Genomic DNA, 22,974 nt, shown 5'->3' with positions numbered 1-22,974 from the left:
ACCTCTATTACTTGGATTCTACAGGAGGTCCGTAAACCGCAGGAACTGGAATTGTCTTAGGATCGATGTATTCGACATCATCACTCAGAAGAGATGATGAATTCATGGCATTTTTGGCATCTTCGCCCTTAACTTCCCCAACCTTGCTAAAAGAAATCTTGCCTGTAGCAGCATCAGAATTAGTGCTTTCAGTGGAAGCGGCAGCACTCTCAGTGGAAGCGCTATCTGTAACTGGCTCTGTAGTATTAGCTTCTGCGCTAGCAGTGGAGCTCTCTGCAGCAGGTGTATCCTGTGCATTCTGAGTCGTTTCCTGATTGGCACCGATTTCCATACTTGCTCCTTCTGTATTAGATGTAGATTCTGTTATAGGAGGTCCATAGGCTCCGCAGGCTGTCAGGAATAATCCTGCAAGACCAGCTGTTGTGCCTATGACAACATGTTTTTTAAGCTTTTTCATACGTGACTCCTTCCCTTTCGAGTTAGATGTTACTGAATATTCTACCATTGACGCAATCTGGTGGCAATTACCAATAATACTGGCGCTTTACATATTCGGAAGTAAAGTTTATTATGAAACTGAACATACAAAAACATCAGCAAATACTAAAAAGGATATGACCAGATGAACTATAACATCGACAAAAATGCTTCAGAACCAGCATATATTCAGCTATACAGACTTTTGGTAAAAGATATAGTGGCAGGAGTATACGAATATGACACCAAACTCCCTTCCAAGCGAGTGATAGCAGCGGAAACAGGGATAAGTGTCATTACCGTGGAGCATGCTCTTACTCTTTTAAACGATGAGGGCTATGTTGAGAGCCGGCCACGAAGCGGCGTAGTTGTGACCTATAGAGATGAGGACTTCCTCGGGGGAAAAGAGCCAGCGAAGGTGCAGATTACAGAGAAGACGCCGGAAATTCCCAATACCAGCGATTTTCCTTTTTCTGTCCTCACTAAGACCATGAGAAGAGTAATGCTTGATTATGGGGAAAGGATACTTATAAAATCCCCAAATCACGGTTGTCTTGAGCTTAGAAATGAGCTGTGTCAGTACCTTGCAAGGAGTAGAGGCATTTCAGTTAAGTCTGATCAGGTAATAATAGGCTCTGGAGCAGAGTATCTCTATGGCCTTATAGTTCAGCTACTAGGAACAGACAGGGTATACGCTCTTGAAAAACCATCTTATAAGAAGATAAGGGATGTGTACGAGGCTCTTGGTGTTACCTGTGACATGCTCACAATGACAGAAGAGGGGCTTGCATCAGATGATCTTGCAAGGACCAAGGCCAGAATTCTGCACGTAACTCCTTTTAACAGCTATCCAAGCGGAGTTACTGCTAGCATTTCCAAGAAGCTCGAGTACATCAGATGGGCCAAGCAAAGAGATGGTGTTCTCATAGAAGATAACTACGATTCAGAGCTTACTGTATCAAGAAAGGCAGAAGAACCACTTTTTTCCATGGCTCAGGATGCAGCGGTGATATACCTTAACTCTTTTTCCAGAACAATAGCTCCGTCCATGCGAATTGGATACATGATCCTGCCTGAGAGTATGGTCTCAGAGTTTAATGACAAGCTTGGATTCTATTCCTGCACAGTGCCAATATTCGACCAGTATGTAATAGCAGAGCTGATCAAGAGCGGAGATTTCGAGAGACACATCAATAGAGTAAGACGGAAAAAAAGACAGAATTAATGTTATCATTATAGTGTGTGGATATATGTTAAATAGTATTTATATTTTATCCCAAAATGCCGATATAATATGTAGGAGTCTGCGTTTGATACTTATAGGAGTGTAGTCTGTGGAAACAACACGAAAGCCTCTAAAAAGAAGTATTTTCTTATATTCTTTGGTGTTCATAACCTTACTATGCCTTATTTTGAGCATAATGACATACTATACCTACACTACATCTTTGTATAGGTCCTATGACAAAAGAATGAAAGACATCCTCAACTATGTGTACACCCACATTGATATTGAGGATTTGTCTGAGTGTGTAGATACTGGCGTGGAATCCGAGAAATACTATGAGTTAGTAAGCTTTATGGATTCCATTATGGAAGATTTTGACATTCACTATCTTTATATAGTTCGACCTGCTGGTGTTGATGGGAAACAGGGCGTGTACAATATCATTTCTGCAGATACGGCCTATGGCAGGGAACATGATCCCGACGGCTATTATTTGAACTACCTTATGGAAGATGTATATGATATAGAGACTGCTGATCTGTACCAGAAAATGCTTGATAAGGATGAGATAAGCTATTTCAAGAATTTTAGCTACTGGGGTTATGATTATACAGCACTCATGCCACTTATCAATTCCGAGGGTGAGCATTTCGCAGCTCTATGCGTCGATATAGAAGTAGATGATGTTCAAAAAGCTATTGCCAACTATACAGTCGTTAATGTTATTCTGATAATCCTTTTGGGAAGCGCGTTTATTTCGTTCTTCCTGGTTTGGATGTCTCATAACATAACTGAGCCAATCACCAAGCTGGAAAAAGCAGTGGTATCCCTTGCTAAAAGAAGCCACGAACAGACAAACCCAGAACTTCTCAAATATGAGGATCCACATATCCATACCCATAACGAGGTTGAATCGCTGTCTAATGCTGTAAATCAGATGTCTGAAGATATGCGCGCCTACGTAAAAAATATAGTGGATGCCGAGGTTAAGGTGGAGGATATGAAGAACCAGGTAAGCCACATGGATGTCGTGGCTCATCAGGATCCTCTAACCCACGTCAAGAACAGGGCATGGTACGAAAAGGTTCAGGCAAGAGTTGACGAAGATATTGCCAATGGAAGAGCGTGCTTTGGAATCATCATGTCAGATCTCAATAACCTCAAGAAGGTCAATGATAATTATGGCCATGAGCACGGAAACGACTATATCTTTGGCGCCTGCCATCAGATATGTGTAATATTCGATCATTCTCCAGTATTTAGAATAGGTGGGGATGAGTTTGTAGTTCTTTTGGAAAACAGAGATTTTGAAAATCGAAAAGAGCTGATCGCAGAGATGAAGGCGGCCATTGAACTTTCATCCAAGGATGAGTCCAAAGAGCCGTGGGAGCGCTATTCAGCAGCAATCGGTGTTGCTATCTACGATAGCGCTATAGATAAGTGTATGAATGACGTATTCAAACGTGCGGATGAGAACATGTACAAGGACAAAGTCGCATCCAAGATGGCAAGAGAGTAATTATAAGAGGAAGATCACTGCAAAGCATGCAAGAGCTGCGAGGGCTGCTGTTATAGACAGGACCCTTTTTCTTATGACAGAAACATCCACATATTTGCCATTATAATTTATAGTATCAATTATTTTACCGTTCTTTTTAAAGGAATTGCTCATATTTACTATATTCTCACTCATGCTGTCACCTCCTGGCGGGTATGATTGAACCACTTTCAAACTAGTCTACTCCATGATTATGTTCTAAATTTGTAGACGGGATAAAAAAAGCATAATCATATTCTTAAAGTTTTCTTAAACGTTTTCGGAAAACAGTTCAGCATATTGACACAATACAGATAAGTATGAAATGCACAAAAATAGACCCTGATATTTGGCATCAGGGCCTATTTACAAATTCTCATATTATCTTGTAACTCTGAACTCGTAGAATTCTCCTGGGTTAAGAATCATTTCTCCAACAAGTTCTTTCATCTTCGTGAAATCATAGTGAAGAGTCTTGGGTACAAGCTCTATCTCTCTTTCTTCTGGCCAAGGCTTAGGAGCAAAGAGCTGAGTCAGCTTGGCGTTCTCATCCTGAATGTGAATAGTCGCATGGATAGGATGTGCCTTACCAGTAACATGTGCATAGAGAATGAACACATCATTATCGTAGTGGAAAAGAGATACGTTCCTTCCGGAAACATATACTCCGCCGTAGTTGAATACAGGCTTAACAGCGTCCATAGCCCATTCTGGAATCCTTGACAGATCTGATGGATTCTCAGGAACATTTATCAGATACATCTGGCCTTTTCCGTAAGTATCCTTGAGGAAAAGAGATGAATGATATTCGCCAGCACCGCCGTTTAAAAGCGACCAGGACATGTTGTTAGCGTGCTGAATATCAGCAAATGCCACAGGATCATTATCTTCAAGATATCCAGCTGGATCATCTGTCTTGTAATATCTTGTTACAGTGAGCTTTCTGCCTGTCAGATAAGCGCTGCTAAGGTCTTTCCACTCCTTCTGAGGAGCGTTGGACATAAATCCCGGTGTTACAAAGGCTTTTCCGCCCTTCATCAGGAAGTCTTTTAACTTACTAAATACCTCTGCATCGCACAGAGAACTCTGAGTCAGGAGAACAGAGCTATTTTCTGGGAAAAGAGGTGTTGGATTAAGAGCAAAGCCCTGCATTCCAAGGAAATCCTCTACGTGATTTTCGCCCTCTGAAGCATATGGAATATATGCTGGGATTCCAACAGGTTTACCAGCTTTATCCAGCATCTTATCTATTCTGGTGAGCTGGAGACCAAGTGGTGTAACCAGCTTGTTATCAATAAGGTCAGTCCACTGGAAAAGAGTTATCTCCTCAGGCTTAGCAAAGGCAGAGAGATATCCCTGTTCGAGATAGTCATCAATTGGCCAGCACTGATAGGTGTCAAACCAGGTGCCATGATTGCGGCCGTTAGAAGCATCGTCCATCCATCTTACAAGGCTGTAGCTAAGGTAGGTAGGAAGGTGCTGATCCTGATATGCACTGGCTCTTGTCTCTGTTCCTGTATATACCATGTCAAAAATGTCTTTTTCAACATCTGGTCTGTAGCCTGTAGCGTGGTAGGATTCGCGCCAGTTAGGGAATTTGATGATCATTTTGACATTAGGATTGACCTTCTTGGCTGGTCCAACAACCAGATTCTCAGAAACATCCTTCATAAGTTCTTTTCTGAACTCAACCCAGGTCTTGTCGCCCTTAGCCTTTACGCAGTCCTCGCAGGTACAGTTAGTAAAATAGAAGTCGTCGAGAATGACCTCATCAAACTGCTCGGCGCAGTATTCAGAGACCTTCTGGATGTATTCGCGCATCTTGGGATTGGTGTAGCAGAAAGTACCAAAAAGTCTTTGTCTCTTGGCATCTTCCTCGTCCACATCAGGAACAACCGTAGTAAATCCGCCAGCTACCTCCACGTTTTTGCTCTTAAAGAAGTCAATGTAGCCCTTCATCTTGTCTTTATCTACCCAGTGACCATCTCTGTAGGGCTCAAGGTAAACCTTATCCAGGCCTACATATTTCTCGATAAATTCGTACTGTTTCTTAATTGTCTCGAGATCTAATCTCTCCAGGATCTGTGCTACGCAATAAACTGTAAGTTTGAAGTTATTAAAATGTGACATGCTGGCCTCCTGTAGTTATCTTTATACACTCTTAATTTTACTAAAGTAAACGTTGTTATGCATTAGTTTTGGACGCAATTCAATATAAAGAGCAAAAGCATTTATCAAAAGAGCTCCGATCCATGCGCTGATCTCTGCATAAGCAGTAGCAGCAAAGCCAATTCTTCCGATAAAGAAGGAGATGACGGATATTCTCAGAATCATCTCCAGAATACCTGAAACCATAGGGAGCATAGGCTTGCCCATGCCCTGAACGGCGCTTCTGATAACGAAAAGTGAATCTACGCATATCATCATGATTCCGCATCTAGGTAAAAACTGGCACACAAGAGCTATCTGATCCTGACCGGACAACAAAATTCCTGCAAGGAACTGTGGTTTGATCACCATAAGGGATCCAAAAATCAGATATGTAATTGTAGATATTCCAAGGCAAACATATAATCCGTCCCTGATTCTCTCGAATTTGTGGGCACCATAGTTCTGGCTGGTATAGGCAGACATGGCATTTCCGGCAGTAGTTGCAGGGTTCATGAACAGATTCAGATATTTGCTGCAAGCGGCGTAAGCTGCTGTATAAACTACGCCATAGCCATTTACAAAATACTGAACAACCATGCATCCAACAGCTGTTATGGAGTTCATGAAAGCCATAGGAAGGCCGTTTCCAAGGAGCTCAGCAAAAATCATGCGCTCATTTCCAAAATCTTCTCTGGACAGCTTGATAAAGTCAATCTTGCGAAGCCGTCCAATACAGATAAAAGAAGAAACTACCTGAGAGCAAAGTGTTGCTATGGCAGCGCCTTCAACTCCTGTGTGGAGAACGAAGATAAAGAAGCTATCAAGACCCAGATTCAGTATGGAAGATATGATGATTGCCTTAAGTGGAGTTCTGCTATCGCCAAGGGATCTCAGAATTGAAGCAGAAATGTTGTAACAGATCCCTGCTGAGAGACCTCCAAAGACTATATATCCATATTTAAGGCTGTCTCCGATGATAAGTTCATCGGTCTGTAACAGGAGCAGAGCATGGGGTAAAAAGATAACGCTTGATACTGAAAGCACAACGGCCAAAATGATACCAAGCTCAATTACTCCTGCAAGCCTGTTTCTTAGTCTTTTCATGTCCTTGGCGCCATAGCTCTGAGCAACAAGTACTCCGAAGCCATTAGCCAGGCCGAAAGAAAAGCCAACAATCAGGAAAAATAGTGAGCCCATGTTGCCAACAGCTGCGAGAGCGTTGTCTCCAAGGCCTTTTCCTACAATCCATGTATCAGCAAAATTGTAGAACTGCTGAAGCATACTTGTCATGAGAAGCGGCCAGTAAAAAGCCAGAATAAGCTTACGTGGGCTTCCCTGGGTAAAATCGATTTCTCTTTTCATAATATAATCCTCATTTCTATGGACTATACTATGCCCCATTTTTGGTAAATTAAATGAAAAATTTGGCTTCTTTTGCCCAATTTTTGTTATTATAGAATTATGAATAATGCAGAAAAAGAGACCATAAATTTTGATGGTCTGTCAGAAATTTCAATTACAGATGAGGAAACACCTGAGTATTATCCAGCTCACTGGCACAATGCCATGGAGTTTACCATTGCGCTTAAATCGGGCTGTAAATACCGTATTAACGGCATCTCTTATGAATTAAAGGAAGGAGATGTCCTTTTGGCGTGGCCTCAGCAGATTCATGAGACTCTTTTCGTGCCTCCGAAGGGAGCGATCTTCACTCAGTTCTCAGCTTCTATATTCGAGAATAATATGGATCTGGTATCTATTGCGAGATATCTGTACGATTGCCATTATTTTTCCAATGAAGAATATCCTGAGCTTACAAGGTTTATTTCAGATAAGGTGTTTGAGATCAGAAATATCCGCATTTCTGGGAATCCGCTCGCGGAGACAAGGTGCAAGATATGTATCTATGAAATTTTGTTGAAAATAGGGGAATTTGTCCTCAATGACAAAAAAGAGGAAATAGAAAAAACGCACGCCTCAGGATCGGCTTGGCGCTATATCCATTTGGCATGCGATTATATTATTGATAATTCTACGGAAAATATTACTCAGGCGGAAGTAGCAAGTCGCATCGGCCTTAGCTCTTACTACCTGTCCAAGCTCTTCAAGAGTTATATGAATATGTCTTTTCCTGCATATTTGTCTAATATCAGGGTTCGAAATGCTGCTAAACTCCTGGCAGATGATAATCTGTCCATCACTGAGTGCGCATTTCAGGCAGGTTTCCAATCTACAACTGCCTTCAATAAAGCTTTCCACGATATAACAGGATACTCTCCAAGAGAATATCGTAAACTTTGCAGATGAAACCTGAAAACAGGTTATTATTTATTCTTTTCAGCTTCCATCTGCTGGATAAGTTTGTCTATCTCTGCTTGTGAAAGAACTGCACCACCATTATTATTTTCGCCCATTTTGTACCCCTTTCTGAACGTGTCTTAAAAGTTGCTGCATTAACATACCACAGAAAAAGGTGTGAGTGAACAGAAATAAATCTTAAAAAAATATAATCTCCATCTGCGACAAAAATCTCTATAAATATATCCCCCAAACTGTTATCTTTTCACGAAAATATTGAAATTATGGTGCATAAAATAACAATTGTAATGCAATAAAATGTATCATCATGTTGGCACATAGTAGCTGTTTTTTCTGAAGGCCAAGGCAAGATACGAAGAACTGTCCGCTCTCATGAATTAACTTGCAAAAATCAGTCAAAGATAATAAAATGATTAAAACGATTAACACGTTGAAATTACAGCATTTTTGCAAGATTACCATGGGAGATTTAAAATGATAACCTTAAAAGAGATAGCCAAGGAGTGCGGTGTTTCCACAGCTACTGTTTCTAACATATTAAATGGCAAGAATAATGCCAGTGAAGAGACAAGGGAGAGAGTGCTGAGTGTAGTTAAAGAGCGTGGTTATAAGCTCAACTATGTGGCTCAGGGCCTCAGGAAACAGAAGACTCAGACTATCGGAGTTATCGCGGAAGATATTGCGCAGTTTACAACTCCCGAGATCATTGAGGGTATCATGGAAACCTGCGAGGAGAGAGGCTACAGGACAATTGTTCAGAACTTGCGACTTTATTCCAGATGGCAGGATCAGTGGTTTGATAACGACAAGATGTACTATTCTATTATGGATCCAGCAGTTCAGGAGATGGCATCCATCAGGGTTGACGGTATTGTTTACGTGGCTGGTCATGCCCGCAAGATACACAGATTCCCTAGTGATTACGATATCCCATCAGTTCTTGCTTACGCTTATTCCCAGGAAAAAGATGTTCCTTCTGTTGTTATAGATGATGAAGAATCCGCCAGAGCTGCAGTCAGACACCTCATAGAAAAGGGTCACACCAAGATTGGAGTTATGGCTGGTGAACAGGAGAATATCCATACCAAGCTTCGTATTCTCGGCTATCAGAAGGCTCTCTATGAGGCAGGCATTCTGTATAACCCAGAGCTTGTTGTATATGCAGGCTGGAACAAGGAACTCAGCTATAATGCGGCTCAGAAGATTCTTGATAAGGACGTCACAGCTATCTTTTGCATGAGTGATAGGACTGCCGGTGGTGTCTATGAGTACATGTTTGATCATGGCAAAGAGGTGGCCAAGGACATTTCCATTATGGGCTTTGATAATGAAGTGATAGCTGATTACATGACACCAGGACTCTCTACTATGAAAATTGAGCTCGTAGAGATAGGAAAGAGGACAATGGAGCTTCTGTTTGACAAGATGGAAGGCAGGGAAATACCTGATGAGATCAAGGTTCCATGTACTCTTGTAGAGAGAAATTCTATAGCTCAATTCGTGGAGAAGTGAAGTTAAACGTTTAAGTTTTGTGCATAATGCATATCTAAATATGAGAATAATCATTATATATTAACAAATTGTATATATTTATCGACAAACCGTATTGACAACCAGAAATGGTTGTCATATTCTTTATTTAAGATGTTAATCGATTAACAAAAGTAGGGACGAGAAAACTTAAAGTTGGAGGGTGCTATGAAAAAGAAAATTGCTTCTTTATTACTTAGTATGACCACAATGGCTATGGTTCTGACCGGATGTGGTTCAAGTGCTCCTAGTTCTGACCAGGGAGCTACAGCTACTATCAAAGATGGTGAAGTAGCAACAGCGGCTTCTGTTAGCGATAAGGCTGCACAGGCTATCGCTGATCGTAAGGCAGAGGCAGAGAAGAGTGGTAAATATGAGAAGGTAGTTATTGCTTTCTTTGACTGGACTGGAAGACCAGCTGGTCTTGACAGAGTTAACGAGGCTTTATCAGCTTATACAGAAGAGACACTTGGTCTTGATGTAGAGCTTATGATTATTGATTCTGCAGCTTATGGTGATGACATGAAGCTGATGCTTTCATCTGGCGAGCAGGTAGATCTTTTCTCAACATGTATCCTTGGATATAACCCATCTATCAACAATGGTTATGTTCTTGATCTTGAAGAGAACGGAATGTTTGATGATTACTGTGGTGGCATCAAGGAGAAGATCAGAGCTGATTATCTCGATGCCTGCAGAGTTGGCGGCGTATTATATGGAACACCTCCAATCAAGGATTACGCTATTGAGACATGTGCTGTTTGTGTAGGTCAGGAATATCTTGATGCTATCGGCTACGATGTTTCCAAGCTTCCTACAAGCGACCTTGGATATCCAAGAGCTACATGGGATGATATCAATGATATCTATGCACAGCTCCACGAGAAGTTCCCTGACAAGTATGTAATGGCTATTCAGGACAACGAGCTCACACAGGGAAGCTCAGTTGATAACATCGCTGGTGACTACTTCGGAACACTTCTTGATCCTCAGAATTCACTCAAGATCGAAGATGTTTATGAATCAGATATCTTCAAAGAGTGGGCACAGAGAGCTTATGAGTGGAATCAGGCTGGCTATCTTTCACAGGATGCCCTTACAGATACAACTGGCGCATCAGCTAAGGTTAAGTCAGGTTCTTACATGGCTATGATGGCTTGCTGCAAGCCTGGTTACAAGACACAGATCTCTGGTGAGTGCGGAAGAGACATGGTTGTATTTGATGTAGGTGAGAGCTTCATGAGTTCTTCATCAGTTTCATCTTTCCCATGGTGTGTTAACCAGAACACAGAGGATCCTGTAGCTACACTTCAGGTTCTCAACGCTCTTTACACAGATTCAACAATTGAGACACTTATGTGCTGGGGCCAGGAAGGCAAGGATTTCAAGGTTAACTCAGACGGAACTATCACATACGCTGATGGCGTAGATGCTAACAATTCAGAGTACTATCCAAACGTTCTCTGGCTTATGCCTAACCCATATGTAACATACGTATGGCAGGGTGATCCACTTGATCTTGGTCAGCAGATTGCAGACTTTAACGACAATTGCACATGTAAGTCAAAGGCACTTGGCTTCACATGGGATAACACAGATTACGCTTCAGAGTACACAGCACTCAAGAATGCTTATGATGAGTATGGTCCTAAGGTTGTATACGGATTTGTAGAGCCTGAGCAGGGTATTTCAGAGCTCGTAGCAGCACTTAAGGCAGCTGGCCTTGACGATTACATGGCTGGTAAGCAGGAAGCTCTCGATGCATGGGCAGCTGAGAACGGAATTAACTAATCGGTTTTAAGGGACTCCGGCTATCGGGGAAGGATAGCCGGGGTTTTTTCTATCATTAGAGTTGCTTTAATGGGAGAGAAAAGAGATGGCTTCGGGGAAAACTAAGACTAAAAAGAAAAACTTCAAGAGGTATATACCTCTTTATGTTATGGCATTTCCAGGGTTGTTATATCTTTTTATTAACAACTACTTACCACTTCCTGGACTTGTTCTCGCATTCAAAAAATTTAATGCCAAGAAGGGAATCTACGGATCTCCTTTTGTAGGCTTCAAGAATTTCAAATATCTTTTTGCAACGAAGGATGCATTTGTAATTACAAGAAACACTATTCTGTATAATCTTGTGTTCATCATTGTAAATACCATTCTGGCAATATTTGTTGCTATTCTCTTGGCAGAGATGACTTCCAGGATCAAGAAAGCCTATCAGTCATTTATCCTCCTGCCTTACATGATTTCCATGGTTATTGTAAGTTACCTGGTATTCGGCTTTTTATCCACTGAGAACGGATTTATCAACAATTCAATCCTCAAGCCTATGGGGCTGGATCCGATCTCCTGGTATATGGAAAAGAAATACTGGCCGTTTATCCTAGTGTTCGTAAGCGCATGGAAGGGCGTTGGATATAACTGCGTAATCTATCTTGCAAGCATTCTGGGAATCGACCGTAGCATCTACGAATCAGCTGCGATTGACGGAGCTTCCAAGTGGCAACAGATATTCAAGATCACCATTCCACTTTTAAAGCCAACAATCGTTATGCTCACTCTTTTGGCAGTGGGAAGAATCTTTTATTCAGATTTCGGACTCTTTTACCAGGTTCCACAGAACCAGGGCGCGCTCTTTAGCGTAACGAATACCATTGATACCTACGTATACAGAGGACTGCTGGAGCTGGGAGATATGTCGATGTCATCAGCCGCAGGCCTATATCAGTCACTGGTAGGTTTCATTCTGGTACTGGGTTCTAATCTGGTTGTTAAAAAGATTGATCCGGAGTACGCATTATTCTGATCAACTAGAATTTAGAAGGATGAGTAACAATGAGAACGAGAGAAGAGAGAAACTTTCAGATATTTGCTCATATCGTGATGATCATATTGTCATTCTTTGCTGTGGTTCCGTTTGTGCTGCTGGTCATATCCTCTTTTACCGATAATGACACACTTATTGCTAACGGATACTCTTTTACCCCAGCAAAATGGAGTACTTACGCTTATGAGTATATCTTCAAAACTGGAAATTCAGTAGTTCATGCGTATGGAATATCAATACTTCTGACTATCGTTGGAACAGTGCTAGCGCTGTCTATCACAACCATGCTGGCTTATGCCCTGTCCAAGCCTGATCTGCCTTTTAGAAGTGTGCTGTTGTTCCTGGTATTCTTCACACTTCTGTTCAATGGCGGACTGGTTCCAACCTACATTGTTTATACCAATATGCTGAACATTAAGAATAGTTTTTGGGCGCTGCTTGTGCCGGGACTTTTGATGAACGGTTTCAATGTAATGCTGATGAAATCGTATTTTTGCAGTAGTATACCAACTGAGATTTTGGATGCGGCTTATATTGATGGAGCTTCAGAGTACAAGACTTTCGGAAGCGTTGTACTGCCGCTTTCCAAGCCTATAGTGGCTACGATAGGTCTTTTTGCAGGAATTGCGTACTGGAACGATTGGATGAACGGATATATCTACCTCACCAAGAGGACTGATCTGTATTCGGTTCAGAATCTGCTCAACAGAATGATGCAGAATATTCAGTATCTGTCGCAGAACAGCGCGCGTGTTCAGGACGCAGGAGTAGGACTTGCTTCTATTCCTTCAGTTTCTGTCAGAATGGCAATGGCCACAGTCGGCGTTTTACCTATACTTGTGTCTTACCCATTTATTCAGGGTAACTTTGTAAAAGGAATCACGCTGGGCGGAGTAAAAGGATAAAAAGGGGAAATTTACATATGAAATTACATATTAACGAGAATCGTAAGCTTAGTCACATTGAACCAGAGGTGTATGGTCATTTCAGTGAGCACCTGGGCAGATGTATATATGGTGGACTCTATGTGGGGGAGAAATCCGAAATTGCAAATGATAAGGGCATGCGCAAGGACGTTGTCGATGCGCTAAAAGAAATCAAGGTGCCTGTACTTCGCTGGCCAGGAGGAAATTTCGCGGATGAATATCATTGGATGGATGGTATTGGACCAAAAGAGAAGCGCAAGAAGATGATCAATACACACTGGGGAGGTGTGATTGAGGATAACAGCTTCGGAACACATGAGTATTTCGAGCTTTGTGAGCAGCTTGGCTGCAAAACCTACGTAAATGGTAACGTTGGAAGTGGCACAGTCAGAGAGATGAGCGAGTGGGTTGAGTACATGACCTTCAACGGCGTATCTCCAATGGCTGAGCTCAGAAAAGAAAATGGCCATGAAAAGCCATGGACAGTAGATTATTTCGGTGTTGGTAACGAGAACTGGGGCTGCGGTGGTAACATGACTGCTGATTACTACGGCAACAAATTCAGAAATTACCAGACTTATGTTCGCAACTATGATGGCAACAAGCCTATCAAGAAGGTGTGCTGTGGCCCTAATGCTGATGATTACAGATGGACAAAAGAGGTTCTGGAGACCTGCTTCAGACACCCGGCGCCAGCTGCAGCTCACGGCTTTATGGATGGTTTTTCTGTTCATTACTATGTTGTAGTTAATAGCTGGGAAGATAAGGGCAGTGCCAAGGATTTCTCCAAGGAAGAGTACTACAGAGCTATGCGTAAGGCATACTACATGGATGACATCATCAGTGGCAACGACCAAATCCTTTCTCAGTTTGATCCGGAAAAGAAGATTGCTATGCTGGTTGACGAGTGGGGGTGCTGGCATGATGTAGAAGAGGGCACTAACCCAGGCTTCCTCTATCAGCAGAATACTATGAGAGATGCTCAGGTTGCAGGTGCTACTCTTAATATATTCAACAAGCATTCGGACAGAGTTAAGATGGGCTGTCTTGCGCAGATCGTCAATGTACTCCAGTCTGTTATCCTTACAGAGGATGACAAGATGGTTCTCACTCCTACATATCACATCTTCCACATGTATCGCTTCCACCAGGATTCAGACCTTCTGGACAGCTTCCTTGAGGGCGAAGAGAATGTAGGAATCGGCGAGGATGTTGCTACAAATGTCAATGAATCTGTATCAGTAGATAAGGACGGCGTTGTGACAATTACCCTCAACAATATCGATGCTGACAAGAATAATGAGATAGAGATAGATTTCAGGGAAAAAGAGGTTAAGGACGTAGAGGGCTTTGAGCTTGCAGGAAACATGATGGATTACAATACTTTTGATGATCCAACTAAGGTTCAGGAAGCCAAGTTCGAGGACTTTAGCTTTGATGGAAAGGTTATAAAAGTAAATATGAAGCCTTGTAGTTGTGTGACACTGAGAGTAACTCTCTGAAGTGTTAATCCAGTTGATCCTTCTCTCTTAATGATGAAAGCCGCCACATTTTTGTGACGGCTTTCGTTATGTTCGTTATATTCATTAGAATAAAAATCGTTTTACAGTACCTTGGACAGGAACTCCTGAAGACGCTTACTCTGTGGGTTCTCGAAGAACTCCTTAGGTGTGTTCTCTTCAAGGATATTTCCTTCATCAACGAAGAGCACCTTGGTTGCAACTTCTCTTGCAAAGCCCATTTCGTGGGTAACAACAACCATTGTCATTCCATCGTCAGCCAGCTGCTTCATAACATCGAGAACTTCTCCAACCATCTCAGGATCGAGAGCAGAAGTAGGCTCGTCGAAGAGCATAACCTCAGGATTCATGCAAAGTGAACGCACGATAGCGATTCTCTGTTTCTGTCCACCTGAAAGAGAAATAGGATAAACATCAGCCTTATCAAGAAGGTTGACTCTTTCAAGGAGCTTTTTGGCCTTCTCTCTGGCCTCTGCCTCTGTCATGATCTTGAGCTTAACAGGTGCCAGAATGATATTCTGCATAACAGTAAGGTTATTAAAGAGGTTGAAGTTCTGGAAAACCATTCCCATGCGCTCTCTAACCTTATTGATATCTACTTTTTTATCTGTAATATCCACTCCATCAAAGATGATCTGTCCTGATGTAGGTCTTTCCATCATATTAAGGCATCTGAGGAAAGTACTCTTTCCTGAGCCTGAAGGGCCGACAATTACGATTTTCTCGCCCTGATTGATTTCGTAGTTGATTCCCTGCAGAACTTTAGTAACTGTTCCGTCAGTATTCTTGAACTCTTTACACAGATTCTTAACGGTTATCACTTCTACGCATCCTCCTTTCCAACTTTCCAAGGAATATAGTGAGCAGTTTGATGATCACGAAATAAATAACAGCTGCTCCTATAAGAGGCATGAATGCGTCATAAGTCCTGGATGCAATCTGATTCGCTACTCGTGTGAGGTCTGTAAGACTTACATATCCAACAATAGCTGTCTCCTTGATCAGAGTGATGAACTCATTACCAAGTGGTGGAATGATGTTCTTGATCGCCTGAGGAAGGATGATGTAGCGCATTGTTGTGGCCTTGGACAGACCAAGACTTCTACCAGCTTCCATCTGGCCCTTATCAACAGCGAGAATTCCTCCACGTACGATCTCTGAAACGTAAGCTCCTGAGTTGATACCAAAAGACAAGGAGGCTACCAGAATACCGTTGTTGGAGGAAGCCATGATAATAAACCACATGATGAGAAGTTGGAGAACACTAGGTGTTCCCCTTATCACATCAATGTATATGGACGCTATGTAGTTAAGGATAGTTGGTTTACCATCCTCTGTAGTGGACAGCTTCATAAGCGCCATGATAGTTCCGATGATAATACCAAGGATTCCAGCGAAAAGAGCTACTTCCAGCGTAATTCCAAGTCCTGAAAGATAAAGCTTCCATCTTTCACCAGTTATGAATGCTGCAATAAAACGTTCATATAAAGTCATTTTGTTTGTTATTACTCCTCAATGTACTGCTTAACGAGACTATCATAAGTTCCGTCAGCCTTTAATTCCTGAATTGCTGCGTTGATCTTGTTAGCAAGGTCTGTATTTCCCTTAGGAAGTGCGATTGCGTAGAACTCTGGCTCGAAGTCAAAAGATGTACCAGGTAATACGTCAACCTTATCAGAGTACTGTGCTCCAAAAACCTCAGCAGGATTCTTATCTACGATAACGCAGTCAACACGTCCGTTGATAAGATCGTTAACAGCATCTATAGCTTTATTGTACGCTGAAACGTTCGCACCTTCAATTTCATCTGCAATAAATTCTCCAGTTGTTCCAAGCTGAACACCGATATTGAGATTCTTGAGGTCATCAGCAGCTGCGATAGCAGAGCCCTTAGGAACTACAACAGCCTGAACAGCCTCGTAATATGACTCTGAGAAATCTACAGTCTTCTGTCTCTCTTCTGTAACTGTCATTCCAGCGATAGCAACGTCGATCTTGCTGCCGATAGAAGATACAAGTGAATCAAACTCCATATCCTGAATCTGAACTTCCATACCGATCTTAGCGCCGATTGCCTTGATAAGAGCCATATCGAAGCCATCTGGCTGTCCATCATCACCAACATACTCGAATGGTGGGAAAGCAGCGTTTGTTCCAACAACAAGTGTCTCACCTGTGCTAGCAGTTTCTGCAGGAGCTGCAGTTGAGTTTCCGCAGCCAGCAAGTGCTGCAACAGTTAAAAGAGATGCAAGTACAACAGATATAATTTTCTTTTTCATAATAGCCTCCTAAAATAAATTATTGGTAAATGAATATTTTATGCAATTAATGAATAAATATGCAACTTTTATGTATAATATAACAGCGAAATTAATATTTATCAAGTAAAAAATTAAAATCGCTCTAAATTTTTTTCAAAATGCAGTTAAAATTCTTATTCCGGTGAATCCTATTCTGGAGATTCAGATAACTGGGATTCAGGCAACACAGACTGGGGTTCAGACTGGTAAAAAATATAGAAAAAGCAATATCTAAGCTGTTCACAACCATTTGTCGGTAGTGAACAGCTTTTTTGCTGTTATATACTGTTGTCATCGTAGGAAAGAGCGTTTTAATAGGGGAAAAGACATATGAAAAAAGGAAAAGTTATAGTTTCTATGGCGCTTATGGCATCGATGATGCTGAGCGCATGCGGAACAAAAAATTTGGAGGTAGAAGGTATGGTAACAGAAGATATGAGTGTGGAAGTTACGGCGACAGAGGATGTTAGCACAGGAGATAAGGATATGTTCGCCTCAGGAATCGCAACAGAGGATAATAGCGCAGGAGCGGCCTCTACAGCTGAAATAAAAGAGGAAACAGAGGAGTTTGTACTAAATAATGAGATAGAAGAGCGTTGTCCTGTGACTTTCACAGCAACCAGGGGAGATGTAAACTACGGGGAATTTATTCACGGAACCTATTTTTCAGAGACCTGTGGCATGGAGAGAGGCTATACGATCCTTCTTCCAGCAGATTATAGTACAGATAAGAAGTATCCAGTCTTGTATCTGCTTCATGGAATCTTTGGTGATGAGTATTCCATGTCAGGAGATGACAACAACAAGATCAAGGAAATAGTAGGAAATATGGTAGCTGACGGCCTTATTGAGGAGACTATCGTTGTGTGTCCTAACATGTACGCAGCTACAGATCCTTCTCAGAAGCCAGGATTTGATGCCGAGGCCTGCATTCCTTACGACAATTTCATCAATGACCTGGTGAATGATCTCATGCCTTATATCGAGGGTGAGTACTCAGTTCTTACAGGCAGAGAGAATACCTATCTTGCGGGTTTTTCAATGGGTGGACGTGAGACAATCTACATCACACTTCAGAGACCTGAGCTCTTTGGCTATGTATGCGCAATATCAGCAGCCCCTGGCGTTGTGCCTACCAAGGACAAGTTCATGTCACATCCAGGCCAGATAGAAGAGAGCGAGATGAAGATCGCAGCTGACGCTGTTGCACCTAATGTATTCATCATATGCTGCGGATCAAGAGATTCTGTAGTCGGAACTTATCCTAAGTCTTATCACGAACTTCTCACAGCCAACGGAACAGACCATATCTGGTACGAGATAACTGGTGCAGACCATGATAATAATGCGATAAAGAGCGGATTGTACAACTTGTTTAAGCAGATAGCGTACGATAAACAGAAATAAAGACAAAAAAAGAAGCGGACTCCTCCGCTTCTTTTCGTGCACATTACCCGTAAAAAAAGGAAAAACCAGTTTTACACGTTTAGCACAACCTTAAACCAGATATTATGTTACACCTATCGTATGTGAAAGTCAAACAATATTACCAATATACTGACAATTTATTTTTATAGAAGTTTATAGAACTTTATAGTGAATTATAGTGGATTATAGTACTTTATATTAAAATGGTTCGAATTATATCGTATTATATTTTATGAGCATGAATTATATTTAGGAGAAACCATGAAGATAGATAGAAAGAATATAAGAGAAACATTTGCAGCCTACACCCGTAGGTACGATGCAAATGATCCTAAGATTGCGCTCAAAATTGCGCATACATACAGAGTTGCAGACAATTGCGAGCAAATTGCAAAGTCGATAGGTCTTTCTGAGGATGAAGTAGAGTTTGCATGGCTTTCAGGAATGCTACATGATATCGGCAGATTTGAACAGGTTAAAAGATATAACACCTTCATTGACTCTGAATCCGTTGATCATGCAGAGTTTGGCGCGGATCTTCTTTTTAAAGAAGATATGCTCGCAGAGGAGTATTACTCCGATAGGTCTTTTGACGAGATGATGGAGATAGTTATAAGACAGCACAATAAGTACAGGATTGATAGTTCAGTAACAGGGAAAACCCTTGTCTTTTGCAATATTCTAAGAGATGCGGATAAGGTTGATATCCTGAGAGTTAATGTGGAGACTCCCATGGAGGAGATTTATAATGTAACTGAGGATGTGCTTATGACGTCTGGCGTTTCAGAGAAAGTCATGGAGCAGGTGAGAGAGCACCGCGCGGTTAACAGAGATGTCATGGATTCACCGGCAGAGCACCTGATCGGCCATTTGGCACTTTGTTTTGAGCTTGTCTATCCTAAGAGCTGGGAGCTTGCCAAGGAACAGGGCTATATCTACAAGATGATGGCCTTTCCTTCACAGAATGCCAGCACACAGAGGGCTTTGGTGGAAACAAGAAAAGAACTGGAGGACTATTATTCAGTTGTAGGAGGCTGAGTATGTTTTTTAGAAAAAAGAAGCCGTCATATTCATACAATCCTGAGGCCAAGAAGCCGATGATCAGAGCCAGTATCTGCACTGGTGAACAGGTTGCTGGCTTTAAAGACTTACGCACAGGAGAATTTGAGGAAGTAATGCTCATTCGTGACTCTGCGGATCTGGCTGAATTCAAGGAACAGTATGGAATCAGTGAAGAGATAGAGAAGAGCTATTAATTCATATACATTTTATCGTCATTTAATCATGAATTAATTATCAACATATAGAATGGTATATGTGAAATGGTAATTATTTAGGAGGGTTCAAATGGCAGATAGATCTGATTTAATTAATCAATTGGCAGCTTCGATGGGAGCAGGGCAGTTTGCGCAGACCAAATATGAGGAATCAAGGTTTGATTCGGAGACTGGAACACTCTACTGCAATGGAATGACCATAACTTCCAGCGTGGCAGACCAGGCAATCAAGCATTTCGAGATGGTTTACAGAAAATGTGATCTCAATGAACCGGCTTCAAGGCAGATGGCAATGATATACCAATGTGCCATTGAAGCTATCAAAGTCATGAAGAATCCTAAGGTTAAGGCATTCCTGCAGGAAGAGATCAAGAAAGAAGAGGCTCAACAATAAAGATATAAGCTTTAGAAAAGATCCAGAGTGTGTTCTGGATCTTTTTTGTGTTATTCTAAGAATGCTGATAGATAGGGGGAGTTTTTTTATGATATTCGAGACAAATCGCTTGAAGATACACATTGCTTCTCGTGAGGAGATGGAAGCTCACATTGCAAAAGAGACAGATGAGGAAATGAAAAAGGCCTATAAGGAAATGCTACAGGGATGCATTGATTATCCTGATCAGTGGGCGTGGTATGCGATGTGGATGATCGAGAAAAAAGACGGAACGCATATAGGAGATCTGTGCTTTAAGGGATTTGGAGCTGATGGCTCAGTAGAAATTGGCTATGGCATAAATGAAGAATTTCAAGGAAATGGTTATGCTACTGAAGCTGTAGAAATGGCTGTGAATTGGGCGTTAGAGCAGCCTGGAATCAAACGTGTTGAGGCAGAAACTGACCCTGATAATAAAGCATCGCAGAGAATCCTTGAAAAATGCGGATTTCAGCCAAATGGTACAATGGGCGAAGAAGGTCCGCGATTTGAGAAGTTGCGCTAATCTGCTAAACACAGGCAGTCGCAGGGATCGTGAGGAGATGGGATAATTTTTTAAACTAAGGAATATTACAAATAATGATTATTACGTTGTTTCTGACCTTTGCTAAAATAGGTCTTTTTACATTTGGTGGCGGATACGCCATGATATCACTTATAGAGAGCATTTGCGTAGAGCAGAAGAGATGGATAACTCATGAGCAGATGATGAAGATTACTGTCGTCGCTGAGTCTACTCCAGGACCGATAGCTATAAACTGTGCTACTTACATCGGATACAAGCAAAAAGGTATCGCTGGTGCTGTGGCAGCTACACTGGGAGTTGTAACGCCTTCGTTTATAATTATTTATCTGATCTCCAAGTTCCTGGAGAATTTCCTCGAGATTCAGGGTATTGTAAGTGGATTTAAGGGAATTAGAATTGCAGTGGGAATACTGATTCTTGATGCTGCGATCGGAATGATCAAAAAGATGAAAAAGAAGACCATACCCTGCATTATTCTTGGCTGTTCTTTCGTGATAATGCTTCTTAACAATATTATTAATCTGGGCATTTCATCAATATTGCTGCTTGTGATCGCGGCAATTGCCGGTATGATTATATCCGGAGTATCAGAGATGTCAGCTGTGAAAGGTGGTGCTGATAAATGATATATCTGGATTTGCTTATTGGTTTTTTAAAGGTGGGAATGTTCTCATTTGGTGGTGCCTACGGTGCAATCCCTCTGATCAGGGATGTAGTTCTGCATTATGGCTGGATGGACGAAGATGCGCTCGTGGACATGATTGCCATCAGCGAGAGTACACCAGGACCAATAATGGTAAACCTTGCTACTTACGTTGGATGCAATAAAGCTGGCGTTTTAGGCGGAATTCTGGCGACACTTGCTGTAGTTTCTCCAGCTTTTCTTTTCATAATACTTCTGGTAACTCTTATAAACGGATTAGCTGGTAAAAAGCGGATCAAAGCGGCGTTTAATGGAATAAAACCTTGCATTATCGGCATTATCCTGGCTATGGGAGTGAGCATGGTCGGCAAAAACTGTATATCGCCTATCATATCAGAGAAAGATATACTCCCGACAATGCTCACAATAGTGCTGGCTGCGGTGTTTTTTGGATATCATGCGTTATTCAAAAAGAAAATGTCGCCAATCATCCTGATCATTACAGCCGCAATAGCTGGTTTAATTGTTTACGGTATTTAATTGTGTTTACTCACGTGGTTTAAGGACTTGCTTCCGGAGCAGTTACCGGTAAAACAGGTCTATGGAATAGCATTTTCAAATGACAAACGAGAATATATTGAAGAATTGAATATTGAACTTGAAGACATATATTACCTGGGGTATTTGTTGGTGGAGGAATATTCAGATAAGTATGCGCAGGTAAGAATGATAGCGAAAATAAAAGATATTCATGATAGTCATATTGATCCGGCTACAGGAAAAATATATGGGAGAAGTCAGGATGATGAGAACGCTTTTTATTGGTAACAGCCACACATATTTTAATGATATGCCAAAATTATTTAAGGATGATATGCAGTAAAAGGAATAAATAGTTGCTTTGGGAATAAAGGTGAGAGTATGAACAAACAAGAGATCATAAGTATACTGGATGATTTTCAATATAGCCGCGATGAATACTGGATAATAACAGGAAGCGCCATGGTTCTGTACGGAATCCGAGAGCAAACTCATGATATAGATATGGGATGCACGTCAAAGATGGCAGATCAACTTGCGGCAGATGGCTACTCGTTTTCTTTAACAGAAAGCGGTAATAGGAAGTTTGAAATCGGTGAAAACATAGAGGTATTTAAGAACTGGATCAAAGATACAATTGGTATGGTTGATAACGTTCCGGTAATTTCTATCAAAGGCCTAATCCTGATGAAACAGGAACTTGGGCGAGACAAGGACAAAAAAGATATTGCATTGATCAAGGAATATATTGGCAAGAAGTTCGAACTTGTTGAGAATGTTTTGAAACCGGAAGATTTTGTGAGGCTTAGGGCTACTACAGGTTTTGCAGATATTCCCGTGGAGCATGCAAGAAAGGCACTCACTAATGGTCTTATAAATATCTCTGTTTTGAAAGACGGAGAACTTATAGGAATGGGAAGGCTTGTTGGCGATGGCGCGATGTATTGGTATCTGCAGGAAATAGTGGTTTTGCCGGAATACCAAGGTATGGGTATAGGAACCAAGATAGTTAACTATCTTGTTGACTATGCTGTAAAGAATTCTTCAACAGGGGAATTTACCACTATTGGTGGTGTTTCTGCCAAAGGGAAGGAAGGCTTTTATCAGAAACTTGGATTTGAAGTAATATCTAATGGGATAAGAAAAATGATAGAGATATAGGATTATGTTACAGTTGAACTAAGTCGCTGCGCGACGGCCTGCCAAGGCTGTGGCGCAGCATTTTTACTTTTAGAAAGGCGGTAGATAGTGACTCCTAAAAGGAGTATTGTTTAAGTTACCACACCAAAACAAAACCACTACTTCCGCCTAT

At 41.5% G+C, this 22,974-nt stretch carries 24 protein-coding genes; 17 read left to right on the top strand and 7 right to left on the bottom strand.

What is annotated here, in order from left to right; genetic code table 11:
• Positions 1 to 7: 7 nt before the first annotated feature.
• Positions 8 to 457 carry a hypothetical protein gene (locus IJI01_RS14190; protein WP_292191855.1) on the bottom strand — a complete coding sequence of 150 codons (450 nt, stop codon included), beginning with the start codon at positions 455 to 457 and terminating at the stop codon, positions 8 to 10.
• Positions 458 to 622: 165 nt separating this feature from the next.
• On the opposite strand from IJI01_RS14190, the gene pdxR reads away from it, so the two are divergent.
• Positions 623 to 1,702 carry a MocR-like pyridoxine biosynthesis transcription factor PdxR gene (pdxR, locus tag IJI01_RS14185; protein ID WP_292191853.1) on the top strand — a complete coding sequence of 360 codons (1,080 nt, stop codon included), beginning with the start codon at positions 623 to 625 and terminating at the stop codon, positions 1,700 to 1,702.
• 247 nt (positions 1,703 to 1,949) lie between these two features.
• A complete protein-coding gene (locus IJI01_RS14180) occupies positions 1,950 to 3,224 on the top strand; it encodes a sensor domain-containing diguanylate cyclase (RefSeq protein WP_292191850.1) in 1,275 nt (424 codons plus the stop codon).
• On the opposite strand, the gene IJI01_RS14175 is transcribed toward IJI01_RS14180, so the two are convergent.
• The 3 genes from IJI01_RS14175 to IJI01_RS14165 form a co-directional block, all read right to left on the bottom strand.
• Complete coding sequence (locus IJI01_RS14175; RefSeq protein WP_292191847.1) at positions 3,225 to 3,398, bottom strand: hypothetical protein; 174 nt, start codon at positions 3,396 to 3,398, stop codon at positions 3,225 to 3,227. It lies immediately after the preceding gene.
• Between the two features lie 225 nt (positions 3,399 to 3,623).
• On the bottom strand, positions 3,624 to 5,372 hold the full coding sequence (locus IJI01_RS14170) for a hypothetical protein (RefSeq protein ID WP_292191844.1): 1,749 nt from the start codon (positions 5,370 to 5,372) through the stop codon (positions 3,624 to 3,626).
• 21 nt (positions 5,373 to 5,393) lie between these two features.
• Positions 5,394 to 6,755 (bottom strand): MATE family efflux transporter, encoded by a 1,362-nt coding sequence (locus IJI01_RS14165; protein WP_292191842.1) that lies wholly within the window; start codon positions 6,753 to 6,755, stop codon positions 5,394 to 5,396.
• Positions 6,756 to 6,854: 99 nt separating this feature from the next.
• Here IJI01_RS14165 and IJI01_RS14160 point away from each other — a divergent pair, with 99 nt between their 5' ends.
• From IJI01_RS14160 to IJI01_RS14135, 6 genes are all read left to right on the top strand, one after another.
• Positions 6,855 to 7,700, top strand: coding sequence for an AraC family transcriptional regulator (locus IJI01_RS14160; RefSeq protein WP_292191840.1), 846 nt, complete (start codon positions 6,855 to 6,857; stop codon positions 7,698 to 7,700).
• Positions 7,701 to 8,186: 486 nt separating this feature from the next.
• Positions 8,187 to 9,224 (top strand): LacI family DNA-binding transcriptional regulator, encoded by a 1,038-nt coding sequence (locus IJI01_RS14155; RefSeq protein WP_292191837.1) that lies wholly within the window; start codon positions 8,187 to 8,189, stop codon positions 9,222 to 9,224.
• A gap of 186 nt (positions 9,225 to 9,410) precedes the next feature.
• Positions 9,411 to 11,033: a DUF3502 domain-containing protein gene (locus IJI01_RS14150; protein ID WP_292191834.1), complete on the top strand. Its 1,623-nt coding sequence runs from the start codon at positions 9,411 to 9,413 to the stop codon at positions 11,031 to 11,033.
• Between the two features lie 85 nt (positions 11,034 to 11,118).
• The gene (locus IJI01_RS14145) at positions 11,119 to 12,048 is read left to right on the top strand and encodes an ABC transporter permease (RefSeq protein ID WP_292191831.1); all 930 of its coding nucleotides are present in this window, start codon (positions 11,119 to 11,121) and stop codon (positions 12,046 to 12,048) included.
• Positions 12,049 to 12,077: 29 nt separating this feature from the next.
• The gene (locus IJI01_RS14140; protein WP_292191828.1) at positions 12,078 to 12,974 is read left to right on the top strand and encodes a carbohydrate ABC transporter permease; all 897 of its coding nucleotides are present in this window, start codon (positions 12,078 to 12,080) and stop codon (positions 12,972 to 12,974) included.
• A gap of 17 nt (positions 12,975 to 12,991) precedes the next feature.
• On the top strand, positions 12,992 to 14,497 hold the full coding sequence (locus IJI01_RS14135) for an alpha-N-arabinofuranosidase (protein WP_292191825.1): 1,506 nt from the start codon (positions 12,992 to 12,994) through the stop codon (positions 14,495 to 14,497).
• A gap of 101 nt (positions 14,498 to 14,598) precedes the next feature.
• On the opposite strand, the gene IJI01_RS14130 is transcribed toward IJI01_RS14135, so the two are convergent.
• From IJI01_RS14130 to IJI01_RS14120, 3 genes are read right to left on the bottom strand one after another with little or no spacing between them, the layout of a single operon-like run.
• Positions 14,599 to 15,336, bottom strand: a complete 738-nt coding sequence (locus tag IJI01_RS14130) for an amino acid ABC transporter ATP-binding protein (protein ID WP_292191822.1) — start codon at positions 15,334 to 15,336, stop codon at positions 14,599 to 14,601.
• Positions 15,323 to 16,009, bottom strand: a complete 687-nt coding sequence (locus IJI01_RS14125; RefSeq protein ID WP_292191812.1) for an amino acid ABC transporter permease — start codon at positions 16,007 to 16,009, stop codon at positions 15,323 to 15,325. Before IJI01_RS14125 ends, IJI01_RS14130 begins: the two co-directional genes overlap by 14 nt.
• Positions 16,010 to 16,020: 11 nt before the next feature.
• A complete protein-coding gene (locus IJI01_RS14120) occupies positions 16,021 to 16,794 on the bottom strand; it encodes a basic amino acid ABC transporter substrate-binding protein (RefSeq protein WP_292191809.1) in 774 nt (257 codons plus the stop codon).
• 351 nt (positions 16,795 to 17,145) lie between these two features.
• Here IJI01_RS14120 and IJI01_RS14115 point away from each other — a divergent pair, with 351 nt between their 5' ends.
• The 9 genes from IJI01_RS14115 to IJI01_RS14075 all read left to right on the top strand — a co-directional run bounded on the left by IJI01_RS14115 (position 17,146) and on the right by IJI01_RS14075 (position 22,823).
• On the top strand, positions 17,146 to 18,222 hold the full coding sequence (locus IJI01_RS14115) for an alpha/beta hydrolase (protein ID WP_292191807.1): 1,077 nt from the start codon (positions 17,146 to 17,148) through the stop codon (positions 18,220 to 18,222).
• A 282-nt stretch (positions 18,223 to 18,504) separates the two neighbouring features.
• Positions 18,505 to 19,281: an HD domain-containing protein gene (locus IJI01_RS14110; RefSeq protein WP_292191804.1), complete on the top strand. Its 777-nt coding sequence runs from the start codon at positions 18,505 to 18,507 to the stop codon at positions 19,279 to 19,281.
• Positions 19,282 to 19,283: 2 nt separating this feature from the next.
• On the top strand, positions 19,284 to 19,499 hold the full coding sequence (locus IJI01_RS14105) for an aspartate dehydrogenase (protein ID WP_292191801.1): 216 nt from the start codon (positions 19,284 to 19,286) through the stop codon (positions 19,497 to 19,499).
• Between the two features lie 91 nt (positions 19,500 to 19,590).
• Complete coding sequence (locus IJI01_RS14100) at positions 19,591 to 19,914, top strand: hypothetical protein (RefSeq protein ID WP_292191798.1); 324 nt, start codon at positions 19,591 to 19,593, stop codon at positions 19,912 to 19,914.
• Between the two features lie 88 nt (positions 19,915 to 20,002).
• Positions 20,003 to 20,458, top strand: coding sequence for a GNAT family N-acetyltransferase (locus IJI01_RS14095; RefSeq protein ID WP_292191796.1), 456 nt, complete (start codon positions 20,003 to 20,005; stop codon positions 20,456 to 20,458).
• A gap of 74 nt (positions 20,459 to 20,532) precedes the next feature.
• Positions 20,533 to 21,105, top strand: a complete 573-nt coding sequence (locus tag IJI01_RS14090) for a chromate transporter (protein WP_292191793.1) — start codon at positions 20,533 to 20,535, stop codon at positions 21,103 to 21,105.
• The gene (locus tag IJI01_RS14085) at positions 21,102 to 21,662 is read left to right on the top strand and encodes a chromate transporter (RefSeq protein WP_292191791.1); all 561 of its coding nucleotides are present in this window, start codon (positions 21,102 to 21,104) and stop codon (positions 21,660 to 21,662) included. Before IJI01_RS14090 ends, IJI01_RS14085 begins: the two co-directional genes overlap by 4 nt.
• A gap of 27 nt (positions 21,663 to 21,689) precedes the next feature.
• A complete protein-coding gene (locus IJI01_RS14080) occupies positions 21,690 to 21,950 on the top strand; it encodes a hypothetical protein (protein ID WP_292191788.1) in 261 nt (86 codons plus the stop codon).
• A gap of 93 nt (positions 21,951 to 22,043) precedes the next feature.
• On the top strand, positions 22,044 to 22,823 hold the full coding sequence (locus IJI01_RS14075) for a GNAT family N-acetyltransferase (protein ID WP_292191785.1): 780 nt from the start codon (positions 22,044 to 22,046) through the stop codon (positions 22,821 to 22,823).
• Positions 22,824 to 22,974 lie beyond the last annotated feature (151 nt).

The sequence above is a fragment of the Butyrivibrio sp. genome, assembly GCF_017433805.1.
Lineage (GTDB): Bacteria > Bacillota > Clostridia > Lachnospirales > Lachnospiraceae > Butyrivibrio.
Note: the sequence above shows the minus strand (reverse complement) of the source record. Positions and strands in the feature narration are given on the sequence as shown.